Genomic DNA, 24,857 nt, shown 5'->3' on the forward strand with positions numbered 1-24,857 from the left:
CTTATTTGGCGACCTCTACATGCAAATCCTGGGTATTTTCGTAATCTTCCTTGATATCGCGAGCAATATTCAGGGGATCATGCCAGCGCTCAACGAAGGCACGGCTTCTCTTGCCGAGTGCCACCAGCGACTCACGCGGCATCAGCAATAAATCGCGCAATGCGTCCTCTACCGTAACGGGGGTAATCTGGAGAAAGGGCAAATCAGCTTTCATTTCAGGCGGAATGAATCCCAAGTCCTCATCCCGAATATAGACGAGCACCGGCTTGCCAAGCGCCATCAGTTCCACCGCCAAACCGCCGTACCAGCCTGCGAACAGCTGATCCACGAGCACATCCGCCGACTCATAAACCTTGCGCGCCTCGGCGTTGCTCATGCCTTCAACCAGCAGCAACTCGAACTCGAAACCCTGAACACGCAACCGGTCCAGTGCACGAAGGATAAGATCCGAACCTTTGACCTTACGGTTGCTTGGCGCATGCACAATACGCAAAGGCCGGTTCTGGTCCTGGGTATAGGAAGGCACCCACTCATCCAGAAAGACAAGCGAATAAGGGGTGAAACGTGCGCTTTCGGGAAGCACATGCAACAAGTCGGGATTCACCGAGTAGACCTGATGGGCAATACTCGAAAGCAGCTTGATATTGCGCCGTTTGAAGGCATCGGAAGCGGCGCAGTAGTAACCCTCGTCGACCTGGCTGGCGATGTTGATGGCGAAATGTTCGCGACTGTAATCGCCCTGACGCGCGTCATCGCCCTGATAGGTGACAAATACAGCCTTGCCCAGCATGCGCACATAGGCAATTTCAAGTCGCTGCAATGTGCGCAAGTAGCCCGCATAAAAAAGACGCAGAAAACCTCTTGCGCCCTGACGCGGACTGAAACTGAAGGCATAGGCGTTAGCCAGCGTAGTGCCTGCGTTGTAATGAATCACATCGAAACGCGGGAGCAAGAACAGAATTGCCCAGAGCCGTTTCAGCTCGCGCATCACTAAACTTTGCCCAGGGCGATGCAGCTCCAGATCTGCCGGGTAGGCAAGGTAATTCTGCGACACCACAAGGGAATAACTGCGCACACCCAGCATCCGCAGCGCTCGACTGAGCGCCTGGGGGTTGCCGCCCACAGAACTGGGGGCATGAAGCACTCTGAGGTTATTCACTAACGACTCGACCGACGACGCTTTCGAATGAGTGATGCATCCGTCCAAATTTTTCTTCCAGGCGAGAGGAGTCAACAACAAAATTCACAGGGGCCGTATCAAGGACCTTATAAACAGGCTCTCGTCCGATTGCAGTGCCTATCACATCACACACTTCACGCAAGCTCATGACATTAGGTCCCGCAACGTTCAACACGCCGGAGTATTCAGACTCTACGACAGAGGAAACCAAATGTACCGCGTCACTTACATACAGCGGGCAAAACGAAAACCCGTTTTCACCTGCCAAATTAATGGGATCTCCATTTTTCACACTGGACACAAGCCTAGGCATAAGCATAGTGCTTTCTTGCCCCTCGCCATAAATAAAGAAAAATCGCAAGATCGCTACATTCATAACGCTTTTATAAGCGCCTAGCATCATCTCAGCCGCAATTTTAGAGGCTGGGTAAATGCTGGACGAGTCGCAATCCAGTATTGGAGAACTTTCAGTAAGAAGTCCTTCTACCGGCTTATAGACTCCTCCCGTAGAGGCATAAACAAACTGCTTGCATCCAACACGCTGTGCATAATCCAGAAGCTTAAGCGTAGCAATCGAATTGACCGCAAACACATCCAGCGAACCTGCCGGAAACTCTCTGAATCGTCGAGATTGTGCAAGATGAACAATAGCATCCACCTTGGCGGGTAGACGTTCGCAAAAATCAGGGTCTGTCAGATCCAGTTCAATATTGGTGACAGATGGCAATTGAGGTAGATTTCTACCCACACTGTATATATCCCACCCATCAGGAGCTGATGAAGCGAGTGCCTGCCCCAAAAGCCCGCCCCCGCCTGTCAACAAAACGGTTTTACGCAATATGGACATAACGCCTCCCAACTCTTATAGAAAAAGCAGCCACCAGTAAAAGCGCACAAAATAAAAACAGAACTTTACCGAGCCACAAATCACTCATCTGAAACACAAATAGCGCCGAAAAACCGAACAAAGTCACTACCAATCCGCCTGCACACAAGACATCAATAAGCCTGAACTTCATCGGAGACAATTTCTGAGAAAAAACAAAGTAACAAACAGTCAAGATAAAAATACTACAAAAATTTGAAATAATCGCCCCGAAAAAATAATATTTAGGAATCAAATACAAATTAAGAATAAAACTGAACAGCGCTACACCCCATGTCATCCAAGCAAAGTAATACGTCTTTCTGGACAGCGAAATACCAATAGCGGTAAAGCTGGTTGTCGACTGAACAACACACGCAAAGGAGAGAATAAATATCCCAGGTACAACATCGCCATACTTCTCAGAGAAAAACATGTGAACAAAGTCACCAGAAAAAACAGAAACCCCTGCGGCAAGCAAAGACATTAACAAAGTGAAAACAAGCAGAACCTCCCCGTAAATGGAAGCGTAATCTGAAGGGCGAGACTCCTTCAGTTTAAAAACTAACGGCGCCCAAGCTTGCCCGAACGCTAATGATAGGAAACCAACTAGAAACGATATACGGACTGAGAAGGCATAATCCCCAACCGAGTCAAGCCCAACCATGGAAGCAAGCATCCAGCGATCAAGCGAAGAAAAAACCCAACTTCCAAAACCTACAAAAATAAACGGGATTCCATAGCGAAGCATTTTACGCGCCAGGTCCGAATTAAATCCTTTAAATAAAACACCACGAAGCCAATATGAAAGAGCCGCCACAACAAAAAAAAGAGCTAACGCATATCCATATAAATAACCTTCAACACCAAAGCCTGCCATGACAAAGGCAAGAGAAACTATGGCTGCAATACCTTTTGAAAAAAGACTGGCCATCAAGTAACGGAACGGCTGGAATCGCAAACGGAAGATATCTTGAATTAACTGTGTAAAACCGAGCATCGAGGCAATAAAAAATGCCAAAATAAAAATATTAACCGGATAATCCTGACCTAGAAAAAAATAAACCAGTGACAAAACAGCAAAAGCAAAAACTTGCCATATCAGAAAAACCGTAAGACCTGTGGAAAGCCGAACGGCTTCTGACACCTCGGCAAACTCTTCTCGAGAATAATAAAAAGCTTGAAGTGCGTTCGAGAGACCTGAAGAACACACAATACAAAGTAAAGCAATAGCAACCACGTACGTTTCAATCAGGCCATAATCCTGCTTAACCAAAGCACTGGCGAGAAACAGAAAACAACCGAAAGCTATAACTCGAGAAAGAAACTCCCCCATCCCGTAAATAAAAAAACCACGTAAAACGCTATACATTACTTCTTACCTCAAGACTCTCGTTGATAGCGTTAAACATCGTACCGATAGCATCAAGTGAATGGCGTTTTTCAACGTAGGCTCTACCGCGCTCACCAATCGCTTGCAGTTCCAAACGATCGACAACAAGCTTTTCAAGTACTTGATCAAGATCTTTGGGAGAGCATTTTATAAGCGGAAGCTCGCCGCGCTCGAGCAACCCAGCCCTGACATACAATTCTTCGAGATCATCCCGAACATAACAGAGAACAGGCTTGCCAAGAGCCATGGCTTCGATAGCGAACATGGCATACCAGCCAATCACCAACTGATCGGCAACGATATCGCAATCACTGATCATTTTTTTCAACTCGGCATTTGGCACTCCTTGAACCATAATCAGTTCAACCTCATACCCCATCCGCTTCAAGCGTTCAACCGCGAGTTCAAAAAAGCGGGTACCCTTAATATTTTTATGATTTGGCGCGTGAAGTATTCTTACCGGGCCAGATTTTGGCTCATCACTACTCGAGGCCCAACTATCCAGATCAATAGAAAAATGTGAGATACACAATGTATCCCAATGCTGCATGTAATCTACCCAATCACAACCGGATATCACATGATCCGCATAGAGCGACCACATCCAGACTTTGCATCGAATAATCATACGACGACGAAAATGCCTTGGATAATCTTTATCCACTACGTGCTTAAAATACAACTCGCCACTTTTTTGCATATCCTGCACGTCACCTCCGTAAGGCATAACCACCACCTTCACGCCAGCAAGACGATACAAAAACGGCTCTAAAACCCACAAAAGCCTGGCAGCATACAAACCACCGCCATTGAAATAGATATATATTACCCTATAACGAAAAATAGAAAAAAAGTACGGTAAAAAACTCAGCCGAATCGCACGAGACACGAGCTTATTAGCACTTACAAGCTTTACATCAAACTCATTAGTTATAAAATACAAAGAGTCGACAAAAGTCTCCGCCTGCCACCCCTTGGACTTCAATGCTTTCGCATGATACACATTATTAATTAAAGGCTCGGGCCCCAAGCCTATTTCCACTGACTTCGGAACAAACCTGGCCAACAAGGCAGCCAAAAACACAAAGGGAAGTAGAAACACTTCCCAGGAAATCAGTATAAAGTTCTTAAAAAATCTAACCATTACTGCACTTTCTCAAAAGACAGAAAAACTTCCATTTTAGACCTTGCCTCTGATTGAACAAGCTTATAGCCGCCCTTAGAGAATATTTTTGTGATCTTGTCTGGTGTCTCAAAGAAACTATGAAATGGGTCAACCCCTCCCGGAGGGACACCTAATACGGTCCAGTTCGGGTACACATAGTACTTATCTACTGAGTAACCTTTTTTCCAGGAATTCAGTCTGCGACGCAGCCAATCCTTACATCTCTCAGTAAGACTCATACTGCGATCACTCATCCAAACGACCACTCGCCCCCCCTTTTTCAAAACCCTGTTGCTTTCCGCGACGGTTTTTTTGAGGTTGCACACATGGTCCATACTAGTAGCGAATACAACTGTATCGACCGATGCAGAAGCCAAAGGAATATACTCGCTGCAAGCTACCAATCGAAGCCCGAAGAACGAGTTATCATCTATCGGATCAAGACCGATAAACTTTGTATACTTGGCATTATCATAATCAAGGTAGCCAGGACGAGCCATAACACCACAGCCGACATCGAGAATGACACCACCTGCACTATTTGAATCCAGAAACGCCCGAAACCCCGCCACGTCGGCTCTATCAGGGAGAGAAATAGACCCCTCCTGCAAAAACTGATAACTTATATATCCATTATTATTAAGTACTTTATTTAGAAGATAATCTTTTTTGTAATTATCGAATAATTTCTGATCAAAATTCGACCTGACATAATTCTCAGAAAAAGAATACTTCTCACCGCACTTATGGCATTCAGCATCACCTTCTACATCCGCGGGAAGAGCTGAACTGCAGCCAATACACTGAAGCATAAATTAAGCCCCAAAAGCTTCTAAATATTTATCAAAAGAGATAAGCGACCAAATAAGTAGACGTTTATTCTCCCTACCTGAAAAATGTTGCTCGGCCAGACCCGAGACACCTTCAAAATCCATATACTTGTAAATAGGTGAGCTTGGTGCCAACTTCGCCTTGATGAAATCAATACTTTCACCTCTAAACCACGAGGCATCCGGGGCAGAAAATCCTTGTTTCTCCGCCTTTGCAATATCGGCAGGTATATAAGAGCTCATCACATCCCGCAGTATTTGCTTGCCATCTTTCGTTTTCGAAAAATAGTTTTCGGTTTTATGCCCAACCTGGTTTTCATCCTGGCGCACTACACCCTGAAGATTATTCAACTTCAGATGAACCGGGCAACGCATTGCAAAATCAACCAAATCGTTATCTAGAAATGGCACTCGGCTTTCGAGCCCATGAGCCATGCTGAGTTTATCCTCAACGACAAGCAGGCCGTGCAGAAAAGTCTTGGCTTCGAAATATAACGAATGATTGATGTAGTCCTCAGGCGTGTAGAGATTATCCGCGTGATGTTTGAATACATCACGAAATATATCTCGCGTCGAGACATGTTTAACATCATCCCATATCGGGGCGAAAACCTGCTTGATCTGGTCGTTGGGAATAAGCCGTTGCCAGAACTGATAGTACTTGTCGATGTATTGCTCGAAATCATCGTTCACTACAGCCCGGTAGTATCGCCATGGATAACCACCAAAGAGTTCATCCCCACCAGCCCCAGACATCACGACCTTGACAAACTTGGATGCCAGTTGCGCCGCGTAATAGTTCGGATAACTCTGACCAACACGCGGCTCTTCAAGATGCCAGGCCAGCTTGGGTAAAACCCTCTCCATATCCCCCGCCTTCAAGACCATCTCGTAATGCTCGGTCTTGAAGTGATAGGACATGTACTCAGCCTTGCTACGCTCATCGAACCCCATCTCAATGCCAGACGCTGAGTTGAGGTCGAAGCCGCACGTGAAGGTCTTCATATAGGGATAGGACTTGGCGGCAATAGCCGTAATCGAACCCGAGTCCATGCCGCCACTGAGATAGCTGCCAAGCTCTACATCAGTCACTAATTGACGGTTGACGGCCTGCTTGAACAGACGATCAAGCTCCTCGCGATACTCTTCATCACTGGCTTTAAGCTTTGGCTCGCAAAAGTCATAGTCCCAGTATTGAGTAAATTGCAGAGAGGGTGACTTACGCTTGAGATCCAGCACTGCGTAATGGCCAGCCGGCATTAGCTTTACGTCATTGAGCAAAGTCTTGTCGGTGAAGATATTCTGGAAAGTGAAGTATTCCAGCAGCGCTTCCTTGTCCAGACTGCGTCGAAACTCAGGGATGGCAAGAATCGCCTTTTGCTCGGAACCAAATGCCAGGGTCTGCCCCTGCATCGAATAGTACAGAGGCTTGATCCCATAGCGATCACGCGCAAGTAGCAGGGTTTGCTCCTGCCGGTCCCACAGTGCCAGACCGAACATCCCATTGAATCGCTCAAGCGCTTTCACGCCCCAGGCAATCAGTGCGTTGAGCACTACCTCGCTATCGGTCCGAGAACGGAACTGGTAACCCAGTGTCTCGAGCTCCGTGCGCAACTCGCGGTAGTTATAGACCTCGCCGTTGTACACCATCACATATCGCTGAGAAACCGAAGCGATCGGTTGGTGGCCAGCCGGCGAGAGATCAATAATTGCCAAGCGGCGATGGCCGAGACCAATATTGCCCTCGATCCAATGCCCTTCACCATCCGGCCCTCGATGGGCGATGGCGTCAGTCATACGCTGCAGAATTGCAGGCGATACCGGGTTGTTATCAAGGTGTATCAGTCCGGCGATACCACACATCAGGTCAAAACTCCGACTTTATAAAAACTCAGCAAATAACGTTAGAAACGCTCATAGCCTTAACTTAAAAAGGCTACTCAACTCACTCCACGCCGTGCTCTGCACGCCAATCGATCAGCTTCTGCAAGCCTTCACGCAGTTCGTACTTGTAGGTAAAGCCAAGATCTTCTGCCGCCTTTTTCGGGCAGCCGATACGGTTTTGCACCATGCGGCGCGCGTCGTCGGCGCTGTAAGGGCGATACTCGACAACCAGGTCGGACTGTTTCAAGTCGAGGATACCGTCGCACAGTTCCTTGATGCTGGTTTGCACGCCGGTACCGACGTTGTAGAACTGATCGGTGACTTCAGCTTCAAGCGCCTGCACGTTGCAACGTGCGACGTCTTCCACGTAGATGAAGTCGTAAGCCTGGGTGCCGTCGCCGTTGATGACCGGACCTTCGTTGGCATCGATCTTGTTGAGCATGATCGGGATTACGCCGGTGTAAGCCGCGGTCTGGTCCTGGTGCGGGCCGTAAACGTTCATGTAGCGCAGGCCGACATAGCTCAGGCCGAAGCGATCGTGGTAGGCGTGGCACATGGCTTCGCCAGCGATTTTGGTGGCGCCGTAGAAGTTACGGTTGTTGAACGGGTGATCTTCGGTCATTGGTACCTGCACCGCATCACCGTAAACGGAGGCAGAGGAGGAGTAGACCAGACGCTTGATATTGTTCTGAACACACGCCTCAAGTACGTTGAAAGTACCTTCGATGTTCACGTGGAATGCTGTCCGCGGGAAGTCCTTGCAGTGCAGCAACCACATGGCGGCAAGGTGGATAACGCCGTCCATGCCTTTCATTGCATCGTTCAGCAGATCGATTTCGCGTACGTCGCCGCCGTTGGCGTAGAGGCTGCAGCGCGGATCCTTCAGTTGTTCAGCGATGTTGCTGACCTTGCCACGGGCGAAGTTGTCGTAGATGACGACTTGCGCGGCGCCGGCCTTCAACAGTTCCGAGACAACGAAACTACCGATGAAACCGGCACCACCGATAACCAGAATTTTAGAACCTTGGACTTTCATGCGACGTACTCCATTCAAATGCGGGTGGCGGCCGACAGCGATTCACAGATGAATTGTTGGTCAGCCAGACCAAGATAGGGGTGCATTGGCAAGCTCATCACCCGGTTGGCAATGGCATCACCGATCGGCAAATGTGCCTGTTCATCCTTGACTGCCGGCTGGCGGTTCAACGGAATCGGGTAATGAACAGCAGTAGGAACACCGGCCTGCTTCAGACGATCCTGGACAGTATCGCGCTCATCGACTTGAACGGTGTACTGGGCCCATGCGCCAGTGTTGTATGCCTCGACATAAGGAGCGGCAATCCGAGCCTCGCCGAGGAGCGTCGCGTAGCGATCTGCCACCTGCTGACGCAGTTGGAGCTCTTCTTCGAAGATTTCCAGCTTGGGCAGCAAAATCGCAGCCTGCAGCGTATCAAGCCGGCTGTTCACACCGACGCGAATGTGATGGTAGCGGCGATCCTGTCCATGGCGGGCAATCTGCCGCAACAGCTTGGCCAGTTCATCATCGTTGGTGAAAATTGCACCACCATCGCCGTAGCAGCCCAACGGCTTGCTCGGGAAGAAACTGGCGCACGCGATGGTGGTCAGGTTGCAGGAGCGCTTGCCTTTATAGCTGGCACCGAAACTCTGCGCCGCATCCTCGATCACCGGGATGCCGTATTTGGCAGCGATGGCGTTGATCGCGCCGAAATCTGCACATTGCCCATACAGAGAGACCGGAATGATGGCTTTGGTGCGCGGTGTGATCGCCGCTTCCAGCAGTGCCGGGTCGAGGTTATAGGTGCGCGGATCAACGTCGACATAGACCGGCTTGGCACCCAGCAGCGCAACCGTTTCTGCGGTAGCGATGTAGGTGAAGCCCGGCGTGATCACTTCATCGCCCGGGCCGATGCCCAACGCCATCTGGGCAATCTGCAAGGCATCGGTGCCATTGGCGCAGGTGATGCAATGTTTGGCCCCGACAAAAGCGGCAAGCCGTTCTTCCAGTTCAGCCACTTCCGGGCCGAGGATGTATTGCCCATGAGCCAGGACACGCTGGATGCCAGCATCGATCTTGTCCTTGATTCTGGCTTGCTGGATCTTGAGGTCAATAAACTCGATCATTGCCCGGCCTCCTTGACGAGCGTCTTAGCGCTCAATACGTAACGCGCACCACTGTGCTCGCAAATAGCAACGCCATCGCCTTCCAGCGGCAAGTCCAACTGTTCACCGAACTCGCTCATCCAGCCGATTTGCCGAGCCGGCACACCGACCATCAAGGCATAGGCCGGCACAGACTTGTTGATCACGGCACCGGCACCGACGAACGCGTACTCACCGATAGTGACACCGCAGACGATGGTGCAGTTGGCACCCAGGGTGGCGCCTTTTTTGACGAGGGTGTCCCGGTACTCACTCTTTCGTTCAATCAATGAACGCGGGTTGTAGACGTTGGTGAACACCATGCTCGGCCCACAGAACACGCCCTCTTCCAGGGTCACATTGTCGTAGACCGACACGTTGTTCTGGATCTTGCAGTTGTCCCCGATGAGCACTTTGTTACCGACAAAGACGTTCTGCCCGAGGGACACGCCTCTGCCGATACGCGCGCCGCTGCAGACATGCACAAAGTGCCACACCCGTGAGTCGTCACCAATCTGCGCACCGTCATCGACAATCGCGGAAGGATGAATCTGATAATTCATGCCTGCCTCAGCGCTTCAGGGTTGCAAGGAAAGGGTGGCCCTCATCGTTCTGCGGCGTAACGATGGCGGACGAACGAATGGTATTCACGGTCTCCACGCAGTGACGCGCATCCTCGATGCCGTAGCCACGGCCAGCGAGAATTTCCCGGTAGCTGGTGGTGTGCAGGTCGGTGAAGCCTTCGGAGAACTCCATCTCATCACCATCAACGGTGATGGAACGGTAGGTCGGTTTTTTACCCTTGACCGAGTCCGGCAAATCCTCGGCATCAATGGAGAGGAACCAGCGCACACGCGCCTTTTCATACTCCAGGTAGCCAGCGGCTTTGTAGTCATTGGCAAAGTGCACAACGTTACGCTGCAGCTTGCCGAAGATGAAATGCAGCATGTCGTAGAAGTGCACGCCGATATTGGTCGCAACACCATAAGACTTGCGCGGATCGCCTTTCCAGCTCTCCATGTACCACTTGCCCCGCGAAGTGATGTAGGTGAGTTCTACATCGTACTTACCGTCGCGAGCTTCACCGGCAACTTTTTCCTTGAGATCAAGAATGGCCTGGTGATGGCGCAGTTGCAGAATGTTGTATACGCGCTTGCCCGTCTCGCGCTCGACCCTGGCCAGTTCGTCCAGAATTTCAGGAGTGGGTACCAGCGGCTTCTCGCAAATCACATCACAGCCAAGGCGCAGGCCCGCCGCAATATGCGAATGGTGCAGGTAGTTCGGCGAGCAGACCGCGACGTAGTCCAGGGCAGTCGCCGGATCGCGCTTGAGCTGCCAGGCGTGTTCGATGAAACGCTCGAACTCGGTAAAGAACTCGCTCTGCGGAGACAGGCTGTCAATGATCCCCACGGAATCATTGATGTCATAAGCCGACACCAACTCGTTAGCCGTGTCTTTGATTGCGCGCATATGCCGTGGGGCGATGTAACCGGCAGCGCCGATAAGGGCGAAACGTTTCAAAGGGAACACTCCAGCAATCAGGCTTTGATGATATGAGCTTCAGGGGTGCGGTACTTGCCGCGACTGTCGACCACCAACCGTGCATGTTGGCGAATCAGCTCATAGTCGAATTTATCGTGATCGGTGGCCAGAACAATGGCGTCGAAGCTCGCAATATTTTCAGCGGTCAGCGCTTCGCTGGACAGATTGAAATGGTGCTCACGCATCTTCGGGAAGACCGGTACATGCGGGTCGCTGTAAGCCACCACGCAGCCTTTGGCTTCAAGCAGTTCCATGATCTCGACGGAAGGCGACTCGCGCATATCGTCCACGTTTTTCTTGTAGGCAATACCGAGCACCAACACCTTGCTGCCGTTCAACGGCTTGCAGTTGTTGTTGAGGCCGTCCATCAACTTGCTGACGACATACTCGGGCATGGCCTGGTTGACCTCACCGGAGAGTTCGATGAAGCGCGTGTGCAAGCCGTACTCGCGAGCTTTCCAGGTCAGGTAGAACGGGTCGATCGGGATGCAATGCCCACCGAGCCCAGGCCCTGGGTAGTAAGGAGTGAAGCCGAAAGGCTTGGTCGCAGCGGCATCGACCACCTCGAAAATATCGATCCCCATACGATCGGCGACCACTTTCATCTCGTTGACCAGGCCAATATTCACCGCACGGTGGATATTTTCCAGCAACTTGGTCATCTCGGCCGCCTTGGTGGAGCTGACCGGTACAACCTGGTCAATCGCCTGCTCGTACAATGCGATACCGACGTCCAGGCAAGCTGGGGTATGCCCGCCGATCACTTTCGGAATAGTACGAGTTTCAAAGTTTGGATTGCCCGGATCTTCACGCTCTGGCGAATAGACCAGGAAGATGTTCTCACCGACCTTCAACCCGCCTTCCTGAACGCGCGGAAGCAGTTCTTCTTCCGTGGTACCCGGATAGGTGGTGCTCTCCAGCGAGACAACCTGACCTTCGCGCAAATATGGCTTGATCGCTTCCGTGGTGTTGATCACGAAGCTCATGTCCGGTTCACGGTATTTGTTCAGAGGGGTTGGCACACACAGGATCAAGGCGTCGCATTCGCTTGCGCGCTGGAAATCCGTGGTGGCCTCGAAGCCGCTTTGACGGGCATTCTGAATTTTATCTGCAGGGATATGCTCGATATAGCTTTGCCCGTCATTCAGGCGGGAAACCTTAGCCTCATCGATATCAATGCCTAGCACACGAAAGCCAATAGCGTTGTAGCGCAACATCAGAGGCAGACCGACGTAACCTAGCCCAACGATACCAATTAGAGCCTCTCTGCTTTTGAACTTGCCAACACTCGCCCGTTTCATGTCCGACATCAGGTAAAACTCCCATTAACTAATTCTTAAACGTTTATCACTTCAACTAATCGGGACTCATCACCCATTGTCGATGTTTTTGTTCGCCTATCTGTTTTGTATTTCCGGGCAAGCGTTCGCTGGTTGGATAGCGTGATCCGAACAGCCGTCCATACTTACAAAGCCCGCCTTTACAGAGTGTTGCTTGCCCTCCAGCACGGTGTAACCGCTGCGGGACCATGACCAGGATTGCCAGGCAGGGTGCTCCCCAAGACTGGCAACCGAAAAAAAGCGCATTATGCCACTTATCTCCAGGCATGGCTTTAAGGCAATTGATGATGAAGGTGTGCTATCCGACCGACAGACACTTCTGTGTCTCACTGTATCTCCCCCCCTGATTTCTGCCCTTCGCTTACAAACTTCCCCTTGCGCGACACAGTAGCGATACACCTCGCCCGCTAAATGGCCACATCCGAACAAGGCACCCCGCCCGCCTCGGTTAACGCCACACTTACGTGGCAACCTTTATCGAGTGGTTGTGTCGCGCAACCCAGGAGATTTGAAATGTCCCGTACCACCAAGAACACTATCGGTTTGCTCGGCACAGTCCTCGCTGGCGGCATGATGTTGACTGGCTCCGCTTTCGCCTCGCAGCCTCTGACCCAAGGCTATCTGCTGGCCTCGGCCGAACAGGTGGTGAAAACCCCCGAAGGCAAATGTGGCGAAGGCAAGTGTGGCGATGCGTCGATGGCAAAAACCGACACCGACGGTGACGGCAAGGTGTCCCGCGCTGAATTCCTCAAAGTCGCGCCGAAGTCCAATTTCGACAAGATCGACACCAACCACGACGGCTTCATCGACGAACAAGAAGCGTTCGATAACGTGAAAGCTAACTACGAAGCCAATGGCAAAAAAATGCCAAAAGGCCTGTTCGAACACCTGAAAGATCAAGACGGCGCCTAAGTCTCAATAAAAAAGCCGCGCTTCTCCTTCGAAAAGCGCGGCTTTTTCATGTCAGGCACATTTACACCCGAAAACGCTGCACCATCCCTTGCAACGCATTGGCCAGTTTCGATAGCTCATGACTGGAGGCACTGGTCTGATCCGCACCGGTAGCGGAACGCACCGACAGATCACGAATGTTCACCAGATTGCGATCCACTTCCCGGGCCACTTGAGCCTGCTCTTCCGCTGCACTGGCAATCACCAGGTTGCGCTCGTGGATTTCGTGAACCGATGCAGTGATCGTCTGCAATGCGTCACCCGCCCGCTTCGCCATCACCAGAGTTTCGGCAGCACGGGAAGCGCTGGCATTCATCGAGTCCAGCGCCAGGCTCGAACCGCTGCGCATGCCCTGGACCATTTGTTCGATTTCCTGAGTCGATTGCTGCGTGCGATGCGCCAACGCACGCACTTCATCGGCCACCACCGCAAAACCGCGCCCGCTTTCACCCGCACGCGCCGCTTCAATTGCAGCGTTGAGCGCCAACAGATTGGTTTGCTCGGCAATGGCCCGAATCACATCCAGCACCTTTCCGATGTCTTGAGACTGATTGGCCAGTGACTGCACCAACTCGCCGGTGTGCTGCACATCATTGGCCAGGGCGCTGATGGCACTCGCGGTTTCGCTGACCCGCTCCTGCCCCAGATGCGCCGACTCGCTGGACTGGCGAGTGGCATCGGAGGTCGACACTGCGTTGCGCGCAACTTCTTCGACGGCGGAGGTCATTTCGTTGACCGCAGTGGCGGCTTGCTCAATCTCGTCGTTCTGTTGTTGCAGGCCCTGGGTGCTGTCGAGGGTGACGGCGTTCAGCTCATCTGCCGCCGTAGCAAGTTGCGTCGCCGAGCCACTGATGGCTTGCAGGGTTTCCCGCAGGTTCTGCTGCATGGTCGCCAGCGCCTTGAGCAAACGGCTCACTTCGTCATTGCCATGGGTCGCGATAGGTCGGGTCAAATCACCCTGCGCCACGCTTTCCGCCGCACTCAGTGCTTCGTTCAGCGGACGGACGATACTGCGAGTCAGCAACATCGCCAGGCCGACAGTCGCCAGCGCTGCGAGTGCGATGAACAGGCTGACGATGGATCGCGAGGTTTCGTAGTGCGCTGCGGATTTCTGGCTTTCAACGGCGACCTGTTTGGCGAACAGTTCCGCCAGGTCATTGAGCTGCTTGCCGGAACCATCGACCACGGTTTTCATGTCGATCAACAGCAGTTTGGTCAGCTCGTCACGGCGACCTTGCTCGGCCAGGGTGAACGACTGGGCAATGCCGGTGCGATAGGCGGCGAAGGTGGTTTTGAACTGGTCGTACAAGGCCTGGCCTTCAGCGGTGTCGACCAGTTTGTCGTAAGCCGCAATCTTCTCGCTCAGCTCCTTGTCGCGGGTGTCCATCTGGCCACGGTAGGTTGGAATGTTCTTTGGGTCTTGATCCAGTGCCATGCGCAAGGAAATGGTACGGATGCGCAGCATCAGCTCGCGGATCTCATCACCACCACGGATGCTCGGCAGCCATTGCTTCTCCACCGCCACCTCGCTCTCGCGAATGCTCGACATCTGCCCCAGGGCAAATATTCCGAGCAACGCCACCAGCACGGCAATCAAGGCAAAACCCAGCGCAGCACGAGGGGCAATATTCAGCTGACGAAGAAACATAACGAGTGCCTTTCTTGTTGTTGGCCTGAATGGGAGGTCGCGAGTGCGCCCCGACAGCTCGTTATCGGCTAGTTGTACGATGACTTGAAAGGATTCGGCTTTTTCAAAGGCAAAAAAAATCCCCGTATCTTTCGATACGAGGATTTTTAATATGGTCGGGGTAAGGGGATTCGAACTCCTGACATCCTGCTCCCAAAGCAGGCGCGCTACCGGACTGCGCTATACCCCGGTAAAAAAAAGGCACCTTTAAAAGGCGCCTTCTGCGAACAGAGCTTTTGGCGTCTGATCTTAAGATTCGATTCCAGCGTTAACTGGTTTCAAAAATGGTGGGTCGTGTGGGATTCGAACCTACGACCAATTGGTTAAAAGCCAACTGCTCTACCAACTGAGCTAACGACCCAAAAATGGTCGGGGTAAGGGGATTCGAACTCCTGACATCCTGCTCCCAAAGCAGGCGCGCTACCGGACTGCGCTATACCCCGGTTTGAAATTGGCTCCGTGACCAGGACTCGAACCTGGGACCCAATGATTAACAGTCATTTGCTCTACCGACTGAGCTATCACGGAACTACATATTTCAATTTACAACGGTGAAGCTTTACTGCGTTCTCTTCGACCCGTTCGCATCGCTGCGTTCGTGTGTCTGAGGCGCGCTATTCTACAATCTTAAGCACCTCTGTCAACCCCCTAAATTGCATTCAAGTTAATGATTTGCAACTTATTTCAGATTCCTGCTTGGGGAGCAGAAACCCTTCCGGGTGACTTACTGCGGGGCGCACTTTACAAGCCTTTTCCTTTGAGTTCAACAACCTGACGAAAAAAAGGCCTCGCAATGCGAGGCCTGTTGTTCAGCTATGGATTATGTAGGAGCGAGCTCGCTCGCGAAGCACCCAAGGACACCGCAGTTATCCAGGAAGGACGCTTCATCGTTAACGCCCATCGCGAGCAAGCTTGCTCCTACAAAAGCGGATCAGGCGAAGACGATTTCGTCGTTTTCCACCACCCCCCTGGCGGTATCGCCGGGCATGAAACGACCCGACAAAATCAGCTGCGCCAGCGGGTTTTCGATCCAGCGCTGAATCGCACGTTTCAGTGGCCGTGCGCCGTATACCGGGTCGTAGCCAACCGCGATCAGCTTGTCCATGGCCTCAGGGCTGAGCTCCAGTTTCAGTTCGCGCTCAGTCAGGCGACTGCGCAGACGACCCAACTGGATCTCGGTAATGCCCGCGATCTGATCCCGCGCCAATGGCTCGAAGATCACCACTTCGTCGACCCGGTTGATGAACTCCGGCCGGAAGTGCGTGGAAATCGCATCCATCACCGCTGCGCGCTGAGCCTCGCGATCACCGACCAGTTCCTGGATCTGTACCGAGCCCAGGTTGGAGGTCATGACGATCACGGTGTTCTTGAAATCCACCGTACGGCCATGGCTGTCGGTCAGGCGGCCATCTTCCAGTACTTGCAGCAAGATGTTGAACACATCCGGGTGGGCCTTCTCGACCTCATCCAGCAAGATCACCGAATAAGGCTTGCGACGCACCGCCTCGGTCAGGTAACCGCCCTCTTCATACCCTACGTAGCCTGGTGGCGCACCGATCAACCGGGCCACGGAATGTTTCTCCATGAACTCGGACATGTCGATCCGCACCATCGCCTCTTCGGTATCAAAGAGGAACTCGGCCAACGCCTTGCACAACTCGGTTTTACCGACACCGGTCGGGCCGAGAAACATGAACGAACCGCTCGGACGATTCGGGTCGGACAAACCGGCCCGCGAACGACGCACCGCGTTGGAAACCGCGATCACCGCTTCGTCCTGACCGATCACACGCTGGTGCAACAGGCCTTCCATCTTCATCAGCTTGTCGCGCTCGCCTTCGAGCATTTTCGACACCGGAATACCGGTCCACTTCGAGACGACTTCGGCGATTTCTTCCTCGGTCACCTTGCTGCGCAGCAACTGGTTTTCGCTTTTGCCATGCTGGTCGACCATTTGCAGGCTGCGCTCCAGGTCCGGGATCACCCCGTATTGCAGCTCGGCCATGCGGTTCAGGTCGCCTTTGCGGCGGGCGGCTTCCAGTTCCTGACGGGACTGTTCGATTTTCTGCTGGATCTGCGCAGAACCCTGAACTTCGGCTTTTTCCGAGTTCCAGATTTCTTCGAGGTCCGAATACTCACGCTCATGACGAACGATTTCTTCCTGGAGTTTCTCCAGACGCTTGATCGCCGCTTCGTCGCTCTCTTTCTTCAGCGCCTGGGATTCCACCTTCAGCTGAATCAGACGACGCTCCAGACGGTCCAGCACTTCCGGCTTGGAGTCGATCTCCATGCGGATGCGGCTGGCGGCTTCGTCGATCAGGTCGATGGCCTTGTCCGGCAACTGACGATCGGTAATGTAGCGATGACTGAGCTTGGCCGCGGCGATGATCGCGCCGTCGGTGATCGCCACTTTGTGGTGAACTTCATAACGCTCTTTCAGGCCACGCAGAATGGCGATGGTGTCTTCTTCGCTCGGTTCGTCCACCAACACTTTCTGGAAGCGCCGCTCAAGGGCCGCGTCCTTCTCTATATATTGGCGGTACTCGTTGAGCGTGGTCGCGCCGACGCAGTGCAACTCGCCACGGGCCAACGCAGGTTTGAGCATGTTGCCCGCATCCATCGAGCCTTCGCCTTTACCGGCGCCGACCATGGTGTGCAGTTCGTCGATGAACAGAATGATCTGCCCTTCCTGCTTCGACAGTTCGTTGAGCAGGGATTTCAGGCGTTCTTCGAACTCGCCACGGTACTTGGCACCGGCAATCAGCGCGCCCATGTCCAGGGACAGCAGGCGTTTGCCTTTCAGGCCATCCGGCACTTCGCCGTTGATGATGCGCTGGGCCAGGCCTTCGGCGATGGCGGTTTTACCCACGCCAGGCTCACCGATCAGCACCGGGTTGTTCTTGGTGCGGCGTTGCAGCACCTGAATGGTCCGGCGAATTTCGTCGTCACGACCGATTACCGGATCGAGCTTGCCGTCTTCGGCGCGCTTGGTCAGGTCGACGGTGTATTTATCCAGCGCCTGACGCGACTCTTCGTGGTTGGCGTCGTTGACCGCTTCGCCGCCACGCAGGTTGTTGATCGCGTTTTCCAGGGCTTTTTTGCTGACGCCCTGACCGAGCAACAATTTGCCGAGTTTGCTGTTCTCGTCCATGGCGGCGAGCAGCACCAGCTCACTGGAAATGAACTGATCGCCCTTCTGCTGGGCCAGGCGATCCGCCTGGTTGAGCAGACGCGCCAAGTCCTGCGACATGTTGACGTCGCCGGTCGGGTTCTGGATTTTTGGCAGTTGATCGAGTTCTTTGGTCAGCTCTTTACGCAGGCTGTTCACGTCAAAGCCGACCTGCATCAACAGGGGCTTGATCGAACCACCCTGCTGTTCAAGCATGGCTTGCATCAAGTGCGCCGGTTCAATACCGGGATGGTCAAGGCCGACGGCCAGCGATTGGGCGTCGGATAGAGCTAACTGCAATTTGCTGGTTAAACGATCTATACGCATGGGTCACCTTCCTTTTGAGCAGGCCGGACCTATAAAACATCCTGAATGAAGAAACCTGCCAGATACCGCTATAGATGTGGTCGATTCTGGGAGTTTCAAGCGTCGTGACGTTGATGCAGATCAGTCGAGTCTAGCTTTCGAGCCAGACCAGGGAGGCAAACCGACCAGTGCGAGGACTACGACGGTAAGAAAAGAAGCGGGGATCGGTCACGGTGCAGAAACCGCCACCATAAACAGCAGTGACACCACGAGCCGCCAGACGCAAACGCGCCAGCTCATAGATGTCAGCCATGAATTTGCCAGCGTTTTGGCTGGGCACGAAGGCTTTCGCGGATTCGGGCAATTGCTCGACGAAGGTATCGCGCACTTCCGGGCCGACTTCAAAGGCTTGCGGGCCAATGGCCGGACCGAGCCAGACCAGCACGTCTTCCGAGGGCACGGCCAGCGCATCGAGCGTCGCTTCGAGCACGCCCGCCGCCAACCCGCGCCAACCGGCGTGGGCCGCAGCGACGCGAGTGCCGGCACGGTCGCAAAACAACGCGGGCAGGCAATCAGCCGTCATCGCCGAGCAGGCAATGCCGGGCGTTGCCGTCCAGCTGGCGTCGGCGGTGGCCACAAGGCTTGGGTCCGCGTGAGCCACGGCGATGCCGTGAACCTGCTTCAACCAGGCCGGCCGCATGGAGAAATGATCGGTGAGGCGACGGCGGTTTTCGGCAACAGCTTCGGGGCTGTCGTCGACGTGATCGCCGAGGTTGAGGCTGTCGAACGGCGCCAGACTGACGCCGCCCGCACGGGTGGTGACGCAGGCTTTCACCCCGGCAGGCGCAGGCCAGTCGGGAATCAGCCAGTCACTCATCCGATGAACGCCTCGCGGTCTTGCTTGAGCAGCGTCAGCAACCAGACGAAATCGTCCGGCAGTGGCGATTCCCAGCTCATGCGTTTACCGGTAGTCGGGTGATCCAGCTCCAGGAACCGCGCATGCAGCGCCTGACGCGGGAACGTCTTCAAGGAATCGACCATGGTCTGGCTGGCGGCTGGCGGGATACGGAAACGACCGCCATAGGCAGGATCTCCGACCAACGGGTAGTTGATGTGCGCCATGTGCACGCGAATCTGGTGCGTACGACCGGTTTCCAGCTTCACCCGCACGTGAGTGTGGGAGCGGAAACGCTCAAGCACACGGTAATGGCTGACGGCTTGCTTGCCACCTTCCATCACGGCCATGCGCTGGCGTTGCTGGCCGTGACGACCGATCGGCGCATTGATCTTGCCGCCCGCCGTCACCACGCCGATCACGATGCACTCGTAGATCCGGCTGACGCTACGGCTCTGCAACTGTGTAACCAGCTGCGTCTGCGCTTGAATGGTCTTGGCCACCACCATCAGACCGGTGGTGTCCTTGTCCAGACGATGCACGATACCGGCGCGGGGCACATTGATGATGTCCGGCACGTGGTGCAGCAAGGCGTTGAGCAAGGTGCCATCAGCGTGACCGGCAGCCGGGTGCACCACCAGGCCCGCAGGCTTGTTGATCACCAGGATGTCGTCGTCTTCATAGACGATGTCCAGCTCGATGTCTTGAGCGATCCATTCGCCCTGAGCTTCCTGCTCGGCAGTCAGTTCAAGAATGGCGCCACCGTGAACGATGTCTCGCGGGCGGATAACCGCCCCATCCACAGTCAGGCGGCCGTCTTTGATCCAGGCGGAAAGGCGCGAGCGCGAGTGCTCAGCGAATAATTGTGCGGCGACTTGATCGAGGCGTTGGCCGCCCAATTCGGACGGCACCTCTGCGCGAAGTTCAATTTTATCGGACATGCTCAGACTAGGCGTCGGCACAGCCTTTGGTTTCGGCTGCGCGCTTGTGGTTAAATACGGCGTCTTTTGCCCCGAGGCTATTCAACGGGGCGCTCATCATAACAGGACGGCCTCGCCCAAGACAGCGGCCGTCATAGGGACGCAAGCCGCCATGCAAGTGAAACACCTGCTGCTGATCGCCATCCTCGCATTGACCGCTGCTTGCTCATCGAAGGAAGTCGTAGACGAAAACCTTAGCGAAGTCGAGCTGTACCAGCAGGCTCAGCAAGATCTGGACAACAATAGCTACACCGCCGCCACAGCCAAGCTGAAGGCGCTGGAGTCGCGTTATCCGTTCGGTCGCTACGCCGATCAGGCTCAACTCGAGCTCATCTACGCCAACTACAAGAACACCGAGCCTGAGGCTGCGAAGTCTGCCGCCGAGCGCTTCATTCGTTTGCACCCTCAGCATCCGAACGTGGACTACGCCTATTACCTCAAGGGCCTGACCTCTTTCGACCAGGACGTCGGCCTGCTGTCGCGTTTCCTGCCGCTGGACATGACCAAGCGTGACCCGGGTGCTGCCCGCGACTCCTACAACGAGTTCGCCCAACTGACCAGCCGCTTCCCGAACAGCCGCTACTCGCCGGACGCCAAGCAGCGCATGATTTACCTGCGCAACCTGCTGGCAGCCTACGAAATTCACGTCGCCGACTACTACCTGACCCGTCAGGCCTACGTCGCTGCCGCGAACCGTGGTCGTTACGTGGTGGAAAACTTCCAGGAAACCCCATCGGTCGGCGACGGCCTGGCGGTGATGACTGAAGCCTACCAGCGTCTGCACCTGGACGACCTGGCAGCTACCAGCCTCGAAACCCTGAAGCTCAACTACCCGAACCACCCAACGCTGGTAGACGGTCAGTTCGTGCCATCGGTCGACGAAGCCGACAACCGTTCGTGGTTGAGCAAGGCGACTCTGGGCCTGATCGAATCCCGTCCACCGCTGCCGCCGGGCGAAACCCGCGCCAACCAGGACGTGCAGAGACAATTCCGGGACGCCAAAGAAGCGATTCCGAACGATCTCAAGCCTAAAGATGAAAATGGCGACGTGATCGAAGAAGAAAATCACGAAGCGGAAGGCAACAACAGCGACCGCTCGTGGTTCAGTTACATGACCTTCGGCGTGTTCGACTGATACGACCAGTGGTGCAAAAAGGAGCCTTTCGAGGCTCCTTTTTTTATGGCGGATTTTTATTGCAGCACTAACAGGCTGTGCGCCCGTCATGTCCTTGGCTAAACTGCTTAATCACTCGTCATAAAGCAGCTCATCATGCTTCGTTTACTGTTCTGGATCGCCCTGATTGCCGCTGCGGTATGGTTCTGGCGCAAGTTCAAGGGCCAAGCTTCTGCACCCAAGTCCCCCGCCGAACTGGAAGCCGCGCCCATGGTCCGCTGCGCCCATTGCGGCGTACACCTGCCCCGCGACCGTGCTCTGAGCCTTCAACAACAGTGGTATTGCAGCCAGGCTCACCTCGAGCAAGGCCCGGGCTCCAGTGATCGCTGAGACGCCCAGTCCCGGCAGCAAACAGGCTCAGCGACTGCTGCGCCTTTATCACCTCTACCGCCTAAGCGTCGGCATCACCTTGGTGCTGCTGATCTCCAGCAACCTGGACAACCAGTTGCTGACGTTCGCCAATGACAGCCTGTTGCGCAGTGGCAGCTGGCTGTACCTGTTGCTGAACATCTTGCTGGTGGTCTTCTTCGAGAACACTCGCCGCCCGGCGCAACTGTTCAGCCTGGCGCTGATTGATGTCCTGCTGTTGTGTGGCTTGTTCTACGCCGCCGGCGGTGTCGCCAGCGCCATCGGCAACTTGCTGATCGTCTCGGTGGCCATCAGCAACACCTTGTTGCGAAGCCGCATCGGCCTGCTGATCGCCGCCGTGGGCGCGCTCGGCATCGTCGGGCTGAGCTTTCTCCTGAGTTTCAGCCATCCCGCCAGCCCCAACGATTACCTGCAAGCCGGCACCCTCGGTGTGTTGTGCTTTGCCGCGGCGTTGCTGGTGCAAGGCTTGATCCAACGCCTGGAAGTCAGCGAAACCCTCGCCGAACAACGGGCCAGCGAAGTGGTCGGCCTCGAAGCCCTCAATGATTTGATCCTGCAACGCATGCGCACCGGCATCCTGGTGCTCGACGGCCAACTGCGGGTGCAATTGGCCAACCACAGCGCGCTGATCTTACTGGGCCGAGACCATCTCGAAGGCCAACGGATCGACGACTGCTTGCCGATTCTGGTCGAACGCCTGCAACTGTGGCGGAACAATCCGACGCTGCGCCCCCAGAGCCTGAAAATCGCCAACAGCGGCCTGGAACTGCAACCGAGCTTCATTGCCCTGGCCCAAAGCCCGCACCACCAAACCCTGGTCTTCCTTGAGGATCTCGCACAAATAGCCCAACAGGCCCAACAACTGAAGCTCGCCGCTTTGGGCCGCCTGACGGCTGGTATCGCCCACGAAATTCGCAATCCTTTGGGCGCCATTAGTCATGCCGCTCAGCTATTGCAGGAATCGGAGGAACTGAACGGCGCGGATCGACGTCTGACCCAGATTATTCAAGACCACTCTCAGCGAATGAATCGGGTTATCGAAAACGTCCTGCAACTGTCCCGCCGCCAGCAAACCATCCCGCAACGACTCGATCTGAAACCGTGGCTGGAGCAGTTCGTTGCCGACAGTCGCGAAAGTGCGCTCGATCGTCAGCAGATTCACCTGCGCATCGGTTCAGGCGACTTCAAAACCCTGATGGACCCGAACCAGCTCACCCAGATTCTCGACAATTTGTTGCGCAACGCTTGGCGTCATAGCGCTCAGGTCCACGATCAGGCGCAGGTCTGGCTCGATTTGTTTGTCGACCCCGACAGCCAGTTGCCGATCATCGAGGTTCGGGACGATGGCCCCGGCGTGGCACCGGACCAGCAGGTGCATTTGTTCGAACCGTTCTATACCACCAGCGCCCAAGGCACAGGCCTGGGGCTGTATCTGTCCCGTGAGCTGTGCGAAAGCAACCAGGCCCGCCTAGACTTCAAGCCACGCCATGATGGCGGCTGCTTTCGCATCACCTTTGCTCACGGACGGAAACAAAGTTGAACATGTGCCCACGGCAAAAAGTCCTGATCGTCGACGACGAGCCGGATATCCGCGAACTCCTGGAAATCACCCTGGGACGGATGAAACTCGACACCGTCAGTGCCCGTAACCTCGGCGAAGCCCAAGCGCTGTTGAAGCGTGAGACCTTCGACCTGTGCCTGACCGACATGCGCCTGCCGGACGGTACCGGTCTTGAGCTGGTGCAACATATCCAGCAACGCGCCCCAAACCTGCCGGTGGCCATGATTACCGCCTACGGCAGCCTCGAAACGGCGATCAACGCCCTCAAGGCCGGCGCCTTCGACTTCCTGACCAAACCGGTGGACCTCACGCGGCTGCGCGAACTGGTCACCAGTGCCTTGCGCATGCCGGCACCGGGCGCAGCCATCGACCGACGGTTGCTGGGCGATTCGCTGCCCATGCGCAGCCTGCGCAAACAAATCGACAAACTGGCCCGCAGTCAGGCGCCGGTCTACATCAGCGGCGAGTCCGGCAGCGGCAAGGAACTGGTCGCCCGACTGATCCACGAACAAGGACCGCGCGCCAACCAGCCGTTTGTCCCGGTCAATTGCGGGGCGATACCGTCGGAACTGATGGAAAGCGAGTTTTTCGGCCATCGCAAAGGCAGTTTCAGCGGCGCTATCGAAGACAAGCCCGGGCTGTTCCAGGCCGCTCAGGGTGGCACGCTGTTCCTCGACGAAGTGGCCGACTTGCCGCTGTCGATGCAGGTCAAACTGCTGCGGGCGATTCAGGAAAAAGCCGTTCGCAGCGTTGGCGGCCAACAGGAAACCGTGGTCGATGTGCGGATCCTCTGCGCCACCCACAAAGACCTCGACGCCGAAGTCGCCGCTGAACGCTTTCGCCAGGATTTGTATTACCGGCTGAATGTGATCGAACTGCGGGTTCCGCCTTTGCGCGAGCGCCGCGACGACATCGAGTCATTGGCCGGTCATGTGCTCAAGCGTCTGGCGGCAGCCAGCGGCCAACCCGCCCCGAAGCTCCACCCACAAGCGCTTGAGGCGCTGAAAAGCTATCGTTTTCCGGGCAATGTGCGGGAATTGGAGAACATGCTCGAACGCGCCCACACCCTGTGCGACAACAAGCAGATCGAAGCCAGCGACCTGCGACTGGCCGAAGGCAATTGCAGCGCCGACAGCGGTGTGCCGGACCTGACGCAGATCGACAATCTGGAGGACTATCTGGAAAACGTCGAACGCAAACTCATCCTCCAGGCCCTGGAGGAAACCCGCTGGAACCGCACGGCAGCGGCTCAGCGATTGAATTTGTCGTTTCGGTCGATGCGTTACAGGTTGAAGAAATTCGGGCTGGATTGAGGGCCCCTTCGCGGGCAAGCCTCGCTCCTACAGATGTCAATCGTCGTTGATCTTGTAGGAGCGAGGCTTGCCCGCGAAGGCGGTCTGTCAGAC

20 protein-coding genes and 4 tRNA genes are annotated in these 24,857 nt (G+C 54.6%); 5 read left to right on the forward strand and 19 right to left on the reverse strand.

The annotated features are described in order from the left end of the window. Position 1 precedes the first annotated feature (1 nt). The 11 genes from PMI32_RS16230 to wbpA form a co-directional block, all read right to left on the reverse strand. Positions 2-1,159 (reverse strand): glycosyltransferase family protein, encoded by a 1,158-nt coding sequence (locus PMI32_RS16230; protein ID WP_050550349.1) that lies wholly within the window; start codon positions 1,157-1,159, stop codon positions 2-4. Then, positions 1,152-2,027 carry an NAD-dependent epimerase/dehydratase family protein gene (locus PMI32_RS29730; RefSeq protein ID WP_008028760.1) on the reverse strand — a complete coding sequence of 292 codons (876 nt, stop codon included), beginning with the start codon at positions 2,025-2,027 and terminating at the stop codon, positions 1,152-1,154. Before PMI32_RS29730 ends, PMI32_RS16230 begins: the two co-directional genes overlap by 8 nt. Beyond that, entirely contained in the window at positions 2,011-3,417 is a 1,407-nt protein-coding gene (locus PMI32_RS16225; RefSeq protein ID WP_008028761.1) for an oligosaccharide flippase family protein, read from the reverse strand. Before PMI32_RS16225 ends, PMI32_RS29730 begins: the two co-directional genes overlap by 17 nt. Continuing rightward, positions 3,410-4,582 (reverse strand): glycosyltransferase family protein, encoded by a 1,173-nt coding sequence (locus tag PMI32_RS16220; protein WP_008028763.1) that lies wholly within the window; start codon positions 4,580-4,582, stop codon positions 3,410-3,412. The genes PMI32_RS16225 and PMI32_RS16220 overlap by 8 nt, the downstream gene beginning before the upstream one ends. Beyond that, positions 4,582-5,415, reverse strand: a complete 834-nt coding sequence (locus tag PMI32_RS0128835; RefSeq protein WP_008028765.1) for a class I SAM-dependent methyltransferase — start codon at positions 5,413-5,415, stop codon at positions 4,582-4,584. The genes PMI32_RS16220 and PMI32_RS0128835 overlap by 1 nt, the downstream gene beginning before the upstream one ends. 3 nt (positions 5,416-5,418) lie before the next feature. Beyond that, on the reverse strand, positions 5,419-7,296 hold the full coding sequence (gene asnB / locus PMI32_RS16215; protein WP_008028767.1) for an asparagine synthase (glutamine-hydrolyzing): 1,878 nt from the start codon (positions 7,294-7,296) through the stop codon (positions 5,419-5,421). 82 nt (positions 7,297-7,378) lie between these two features. After that, positions 7,379-8,353, reverse strand: coding sequence for an SDR family NAD(P)-dependent oxidoreductase (locus PMI32_RS16210; RefSeq protein WP_008028770.1), 975 nt, complete (start codon positions 8,351-8,353; stop codon positions 7,379-7,381). A gap of 14 nt (positions 8,354-8,367) precedes the next feature. Then, a complete protein-coding gene (locus tag PMI32_RS16205) occupies positions 8,368-9,459 on the reverse strand; it encodes a DegT/DnrJ/EryC1/StrS family aminotransferase (protein ID WP_008028773.1) in 1,092 nt (363 codons plus the stop codon). Next, complete coding sequence (gene wbpD / locus PMI32_RS16200) at positions 9,456-10,040, reverse strand: UDP-2-acetamido-3-amino-2,3-dideoxy-D-glucuronate N-acetyltransferase (RefSeq protein ID WP_008028775.1); 585 nt, start codon at positions 10,038-10,040, stop codon at positions 9,456-9,458. Before wbpD ends, PMI32_RS16205 begins: the two co-directional genes overlap by 4 nt. Positions 10,041-10,047: 7 nt before the next feature. Beyond that, the gene (wbpB, locus tag PMI32_RS16195; protein ID WP_008028776.1) at positions 10,048-10,998 is read right to left on the reverse strand and encodes a UDP-N-acetyl-2-amino-2-deoxy-D-glucuronate oxidase; all 951 of its coding nucleotides are present in this window, start codon (positions 10,996-10,998) and stop codon (positions 10,048-10,050) included. A gap of 17 nt (positions 10,999-11,015) precedes the next feature. Next, positions 11,016-12,320 carry a UDP-N-acetyl-D-glucosamine 6-dehydrogenase gene (wbpA, locus tag PMI32_RS16190; protein WP_177318883.1) on the reverse strand — a complete coding sequence of 435 codons (1,305 nt, stop codon included), beginning with the start codon at positions 12,318-12,320 and terminating at the stop codon, positions 11,016-11,018. A gap of 552 nt (positions 12,321-12,872) precedes the next feature. Here wbpA and PMI32_RS16185 point away from each other — a divergent pair. Then, entirely contained in the window at positions 12,873-13,271 is a 399-nt protein-coding gene (locus PMI32_RS16185; protein WP_008028781.1) for an HvfA family oxazolone/thioamide-modified RiPP metallophore, read from the forward strand. A 61-nt stretch (positions 13,272-13,332) separates the two neighbouring features. On the opposite strand, the gene PMI32_RS16180 is transcribed toward PMI32_RS16185, so the two are convergent. The 8 genes from PMI32_RS16180 to rluD form a co-directional block, all read right to left on the reverse strand. Continuing rightward, positions 13,333-14,958 (reverse strand): methyl-accepting chemotaxis protein, encoded by a 1,626-nt coding sequence (locus PMI32_RS16180; protein WP_008028783.1) that lies wholly within the window; start codon positions 14,956-14,958, stop codon positions 13,333-13,335. A gap of 152 nt (positions 14,959-15,110) precedes the next feature. Then, positions 15,111-15,187 (reverse strand) — tRNA-Pro (locus PMI32_RS16175). 95 nt (positions 15,188-15,282) lie between these two features. Continuing rightward, a tRNA-Lys gene (locus tag PMI32_RS16170) sits at positions 15,283-15,358 on the reverse strand. A 5-nt stretch (positions 15,359-15,363) separates the two neighbouring features. Then, a tRNA-Pro gene (locus tag PMI32_RS16165) sits at positions 15,364-15,440 on the reverse strand. A gap of 9 nt (positions 15,441-15,449) precedes the next feature. Next, positions 15,450-15,525: transfer RNA gene (locus PMI32_RS16160), tRNA-Asn, on the reverse strand. A gap of 403 nt (positions 15,526-15,928) precedes the next feature. Then, the gene (gene clpB / locus PMI32_RS16155) at positions 15,929-18,493 is read right to left on the reverse strand and encodes an ATP-dependent chaperone ClpB (protein ID WP_008028785.1); all 2,565 of its coding nucleotides are present in this window, start codon (positions 18,491-18,493) and stop codon (positions 15,929-15,931) included. Positions 18,494-18,623: 130 nt separating this feature from the next. Next, entirely contained in the window at positions 18,624-19,349 is a 726-nt protein-coding gene (pgeF, locus tag PMI32_RS16150; RefSeq protein WP_008028787.1) for a peptidoglycan editing factor PgeF, read from the reverse strand. Next, positions 19,346-20,308 (reverse strand): 23S rRNA pseudouridine(1911/1915/1917) synthase RluD, encoded by a 963-nt coding sequence (gene rluD / locus PMI32_RS16145; RefSeq protein WP_008028788.1) that lies wholly within the window; start codon positions 20,306-20,308, stop codon positions 19,346-19,348. Before rluD ends, pgeF begins: the two co-directional genes overlap by 4 nt. 151 nt (positions 20,309-20,459) lie before the next feature. Here rluD and PMI32_RS16140 point away from each other — a divergent pair, with 151 nt between their 5' ends. The 4 genes from PMI32_RS16140 (at position 20,460) to PMI32_RS16125 (ending at position 24,764) form a co-directional block, all read left to right on the forward strand. Beyond that, on the forward strand, positions 20,460-21,482 hold the full coding sequence (locus tag PMI32_RS16140; RefSeq protein ID WP_008028792.1) for an outer membrane protein assembly factor BamD: 1,023 nt from the start codon (positions 20,460-20,462) through the stop codon (positions 21,480-21,482). A gap of 135 nt (positions 21,483-21,617) precedes the next feature. Beyond that, positions 21,618-21,851 carry a PP0621 family protein gene (locus PMI32_RS16135; protein ID WP_008028794.1) on the forward strand — a complete coding sequence of 78 codons (234 nt, stop codon included), beginning with the start codon at positions 21,618-21,620 and terminating at the stop codon, positions 21,849-21,851. Continuing rightward, entirely contained in the window at positions 21,841-23,430 is a 1,590-nt protein-coding gene (locus PMI32_RS16130; RefSeq protein WP_008028795.1) for a sensor histidine kinase, read from the forward strand. The genes PMI32_RS16135 and PMI32_RS16130 overlap by 11 nt, the downstream gene beginning before the upstream one ends. 2 nt (positions 23,431-23,432) lie before the next feature. Then, a complete protein-coding gene (locus PMI32_RS16125) occupies positions 23,433-24,764 on the forward strand; it encodes a sigma-54-dependent transcriptional regulator (RefSeq protein ID WP_008028798.1) in 1,332 nt (443 codons plus the stop codon). Positions 24,765-24,857: the final 93 nt, after the last annotated feature.

The sequence above is a fragment of the Pseudomonas sp. GM60 genome (assembly GCF_000282415.1).
Lineage (GTDB): Bacteria > Pseudomonadota > Gammaproteobacteria > Pseudomonadales > Pseudomonadaceae > Aquipseudomonas > Aquipseudomonas migulae.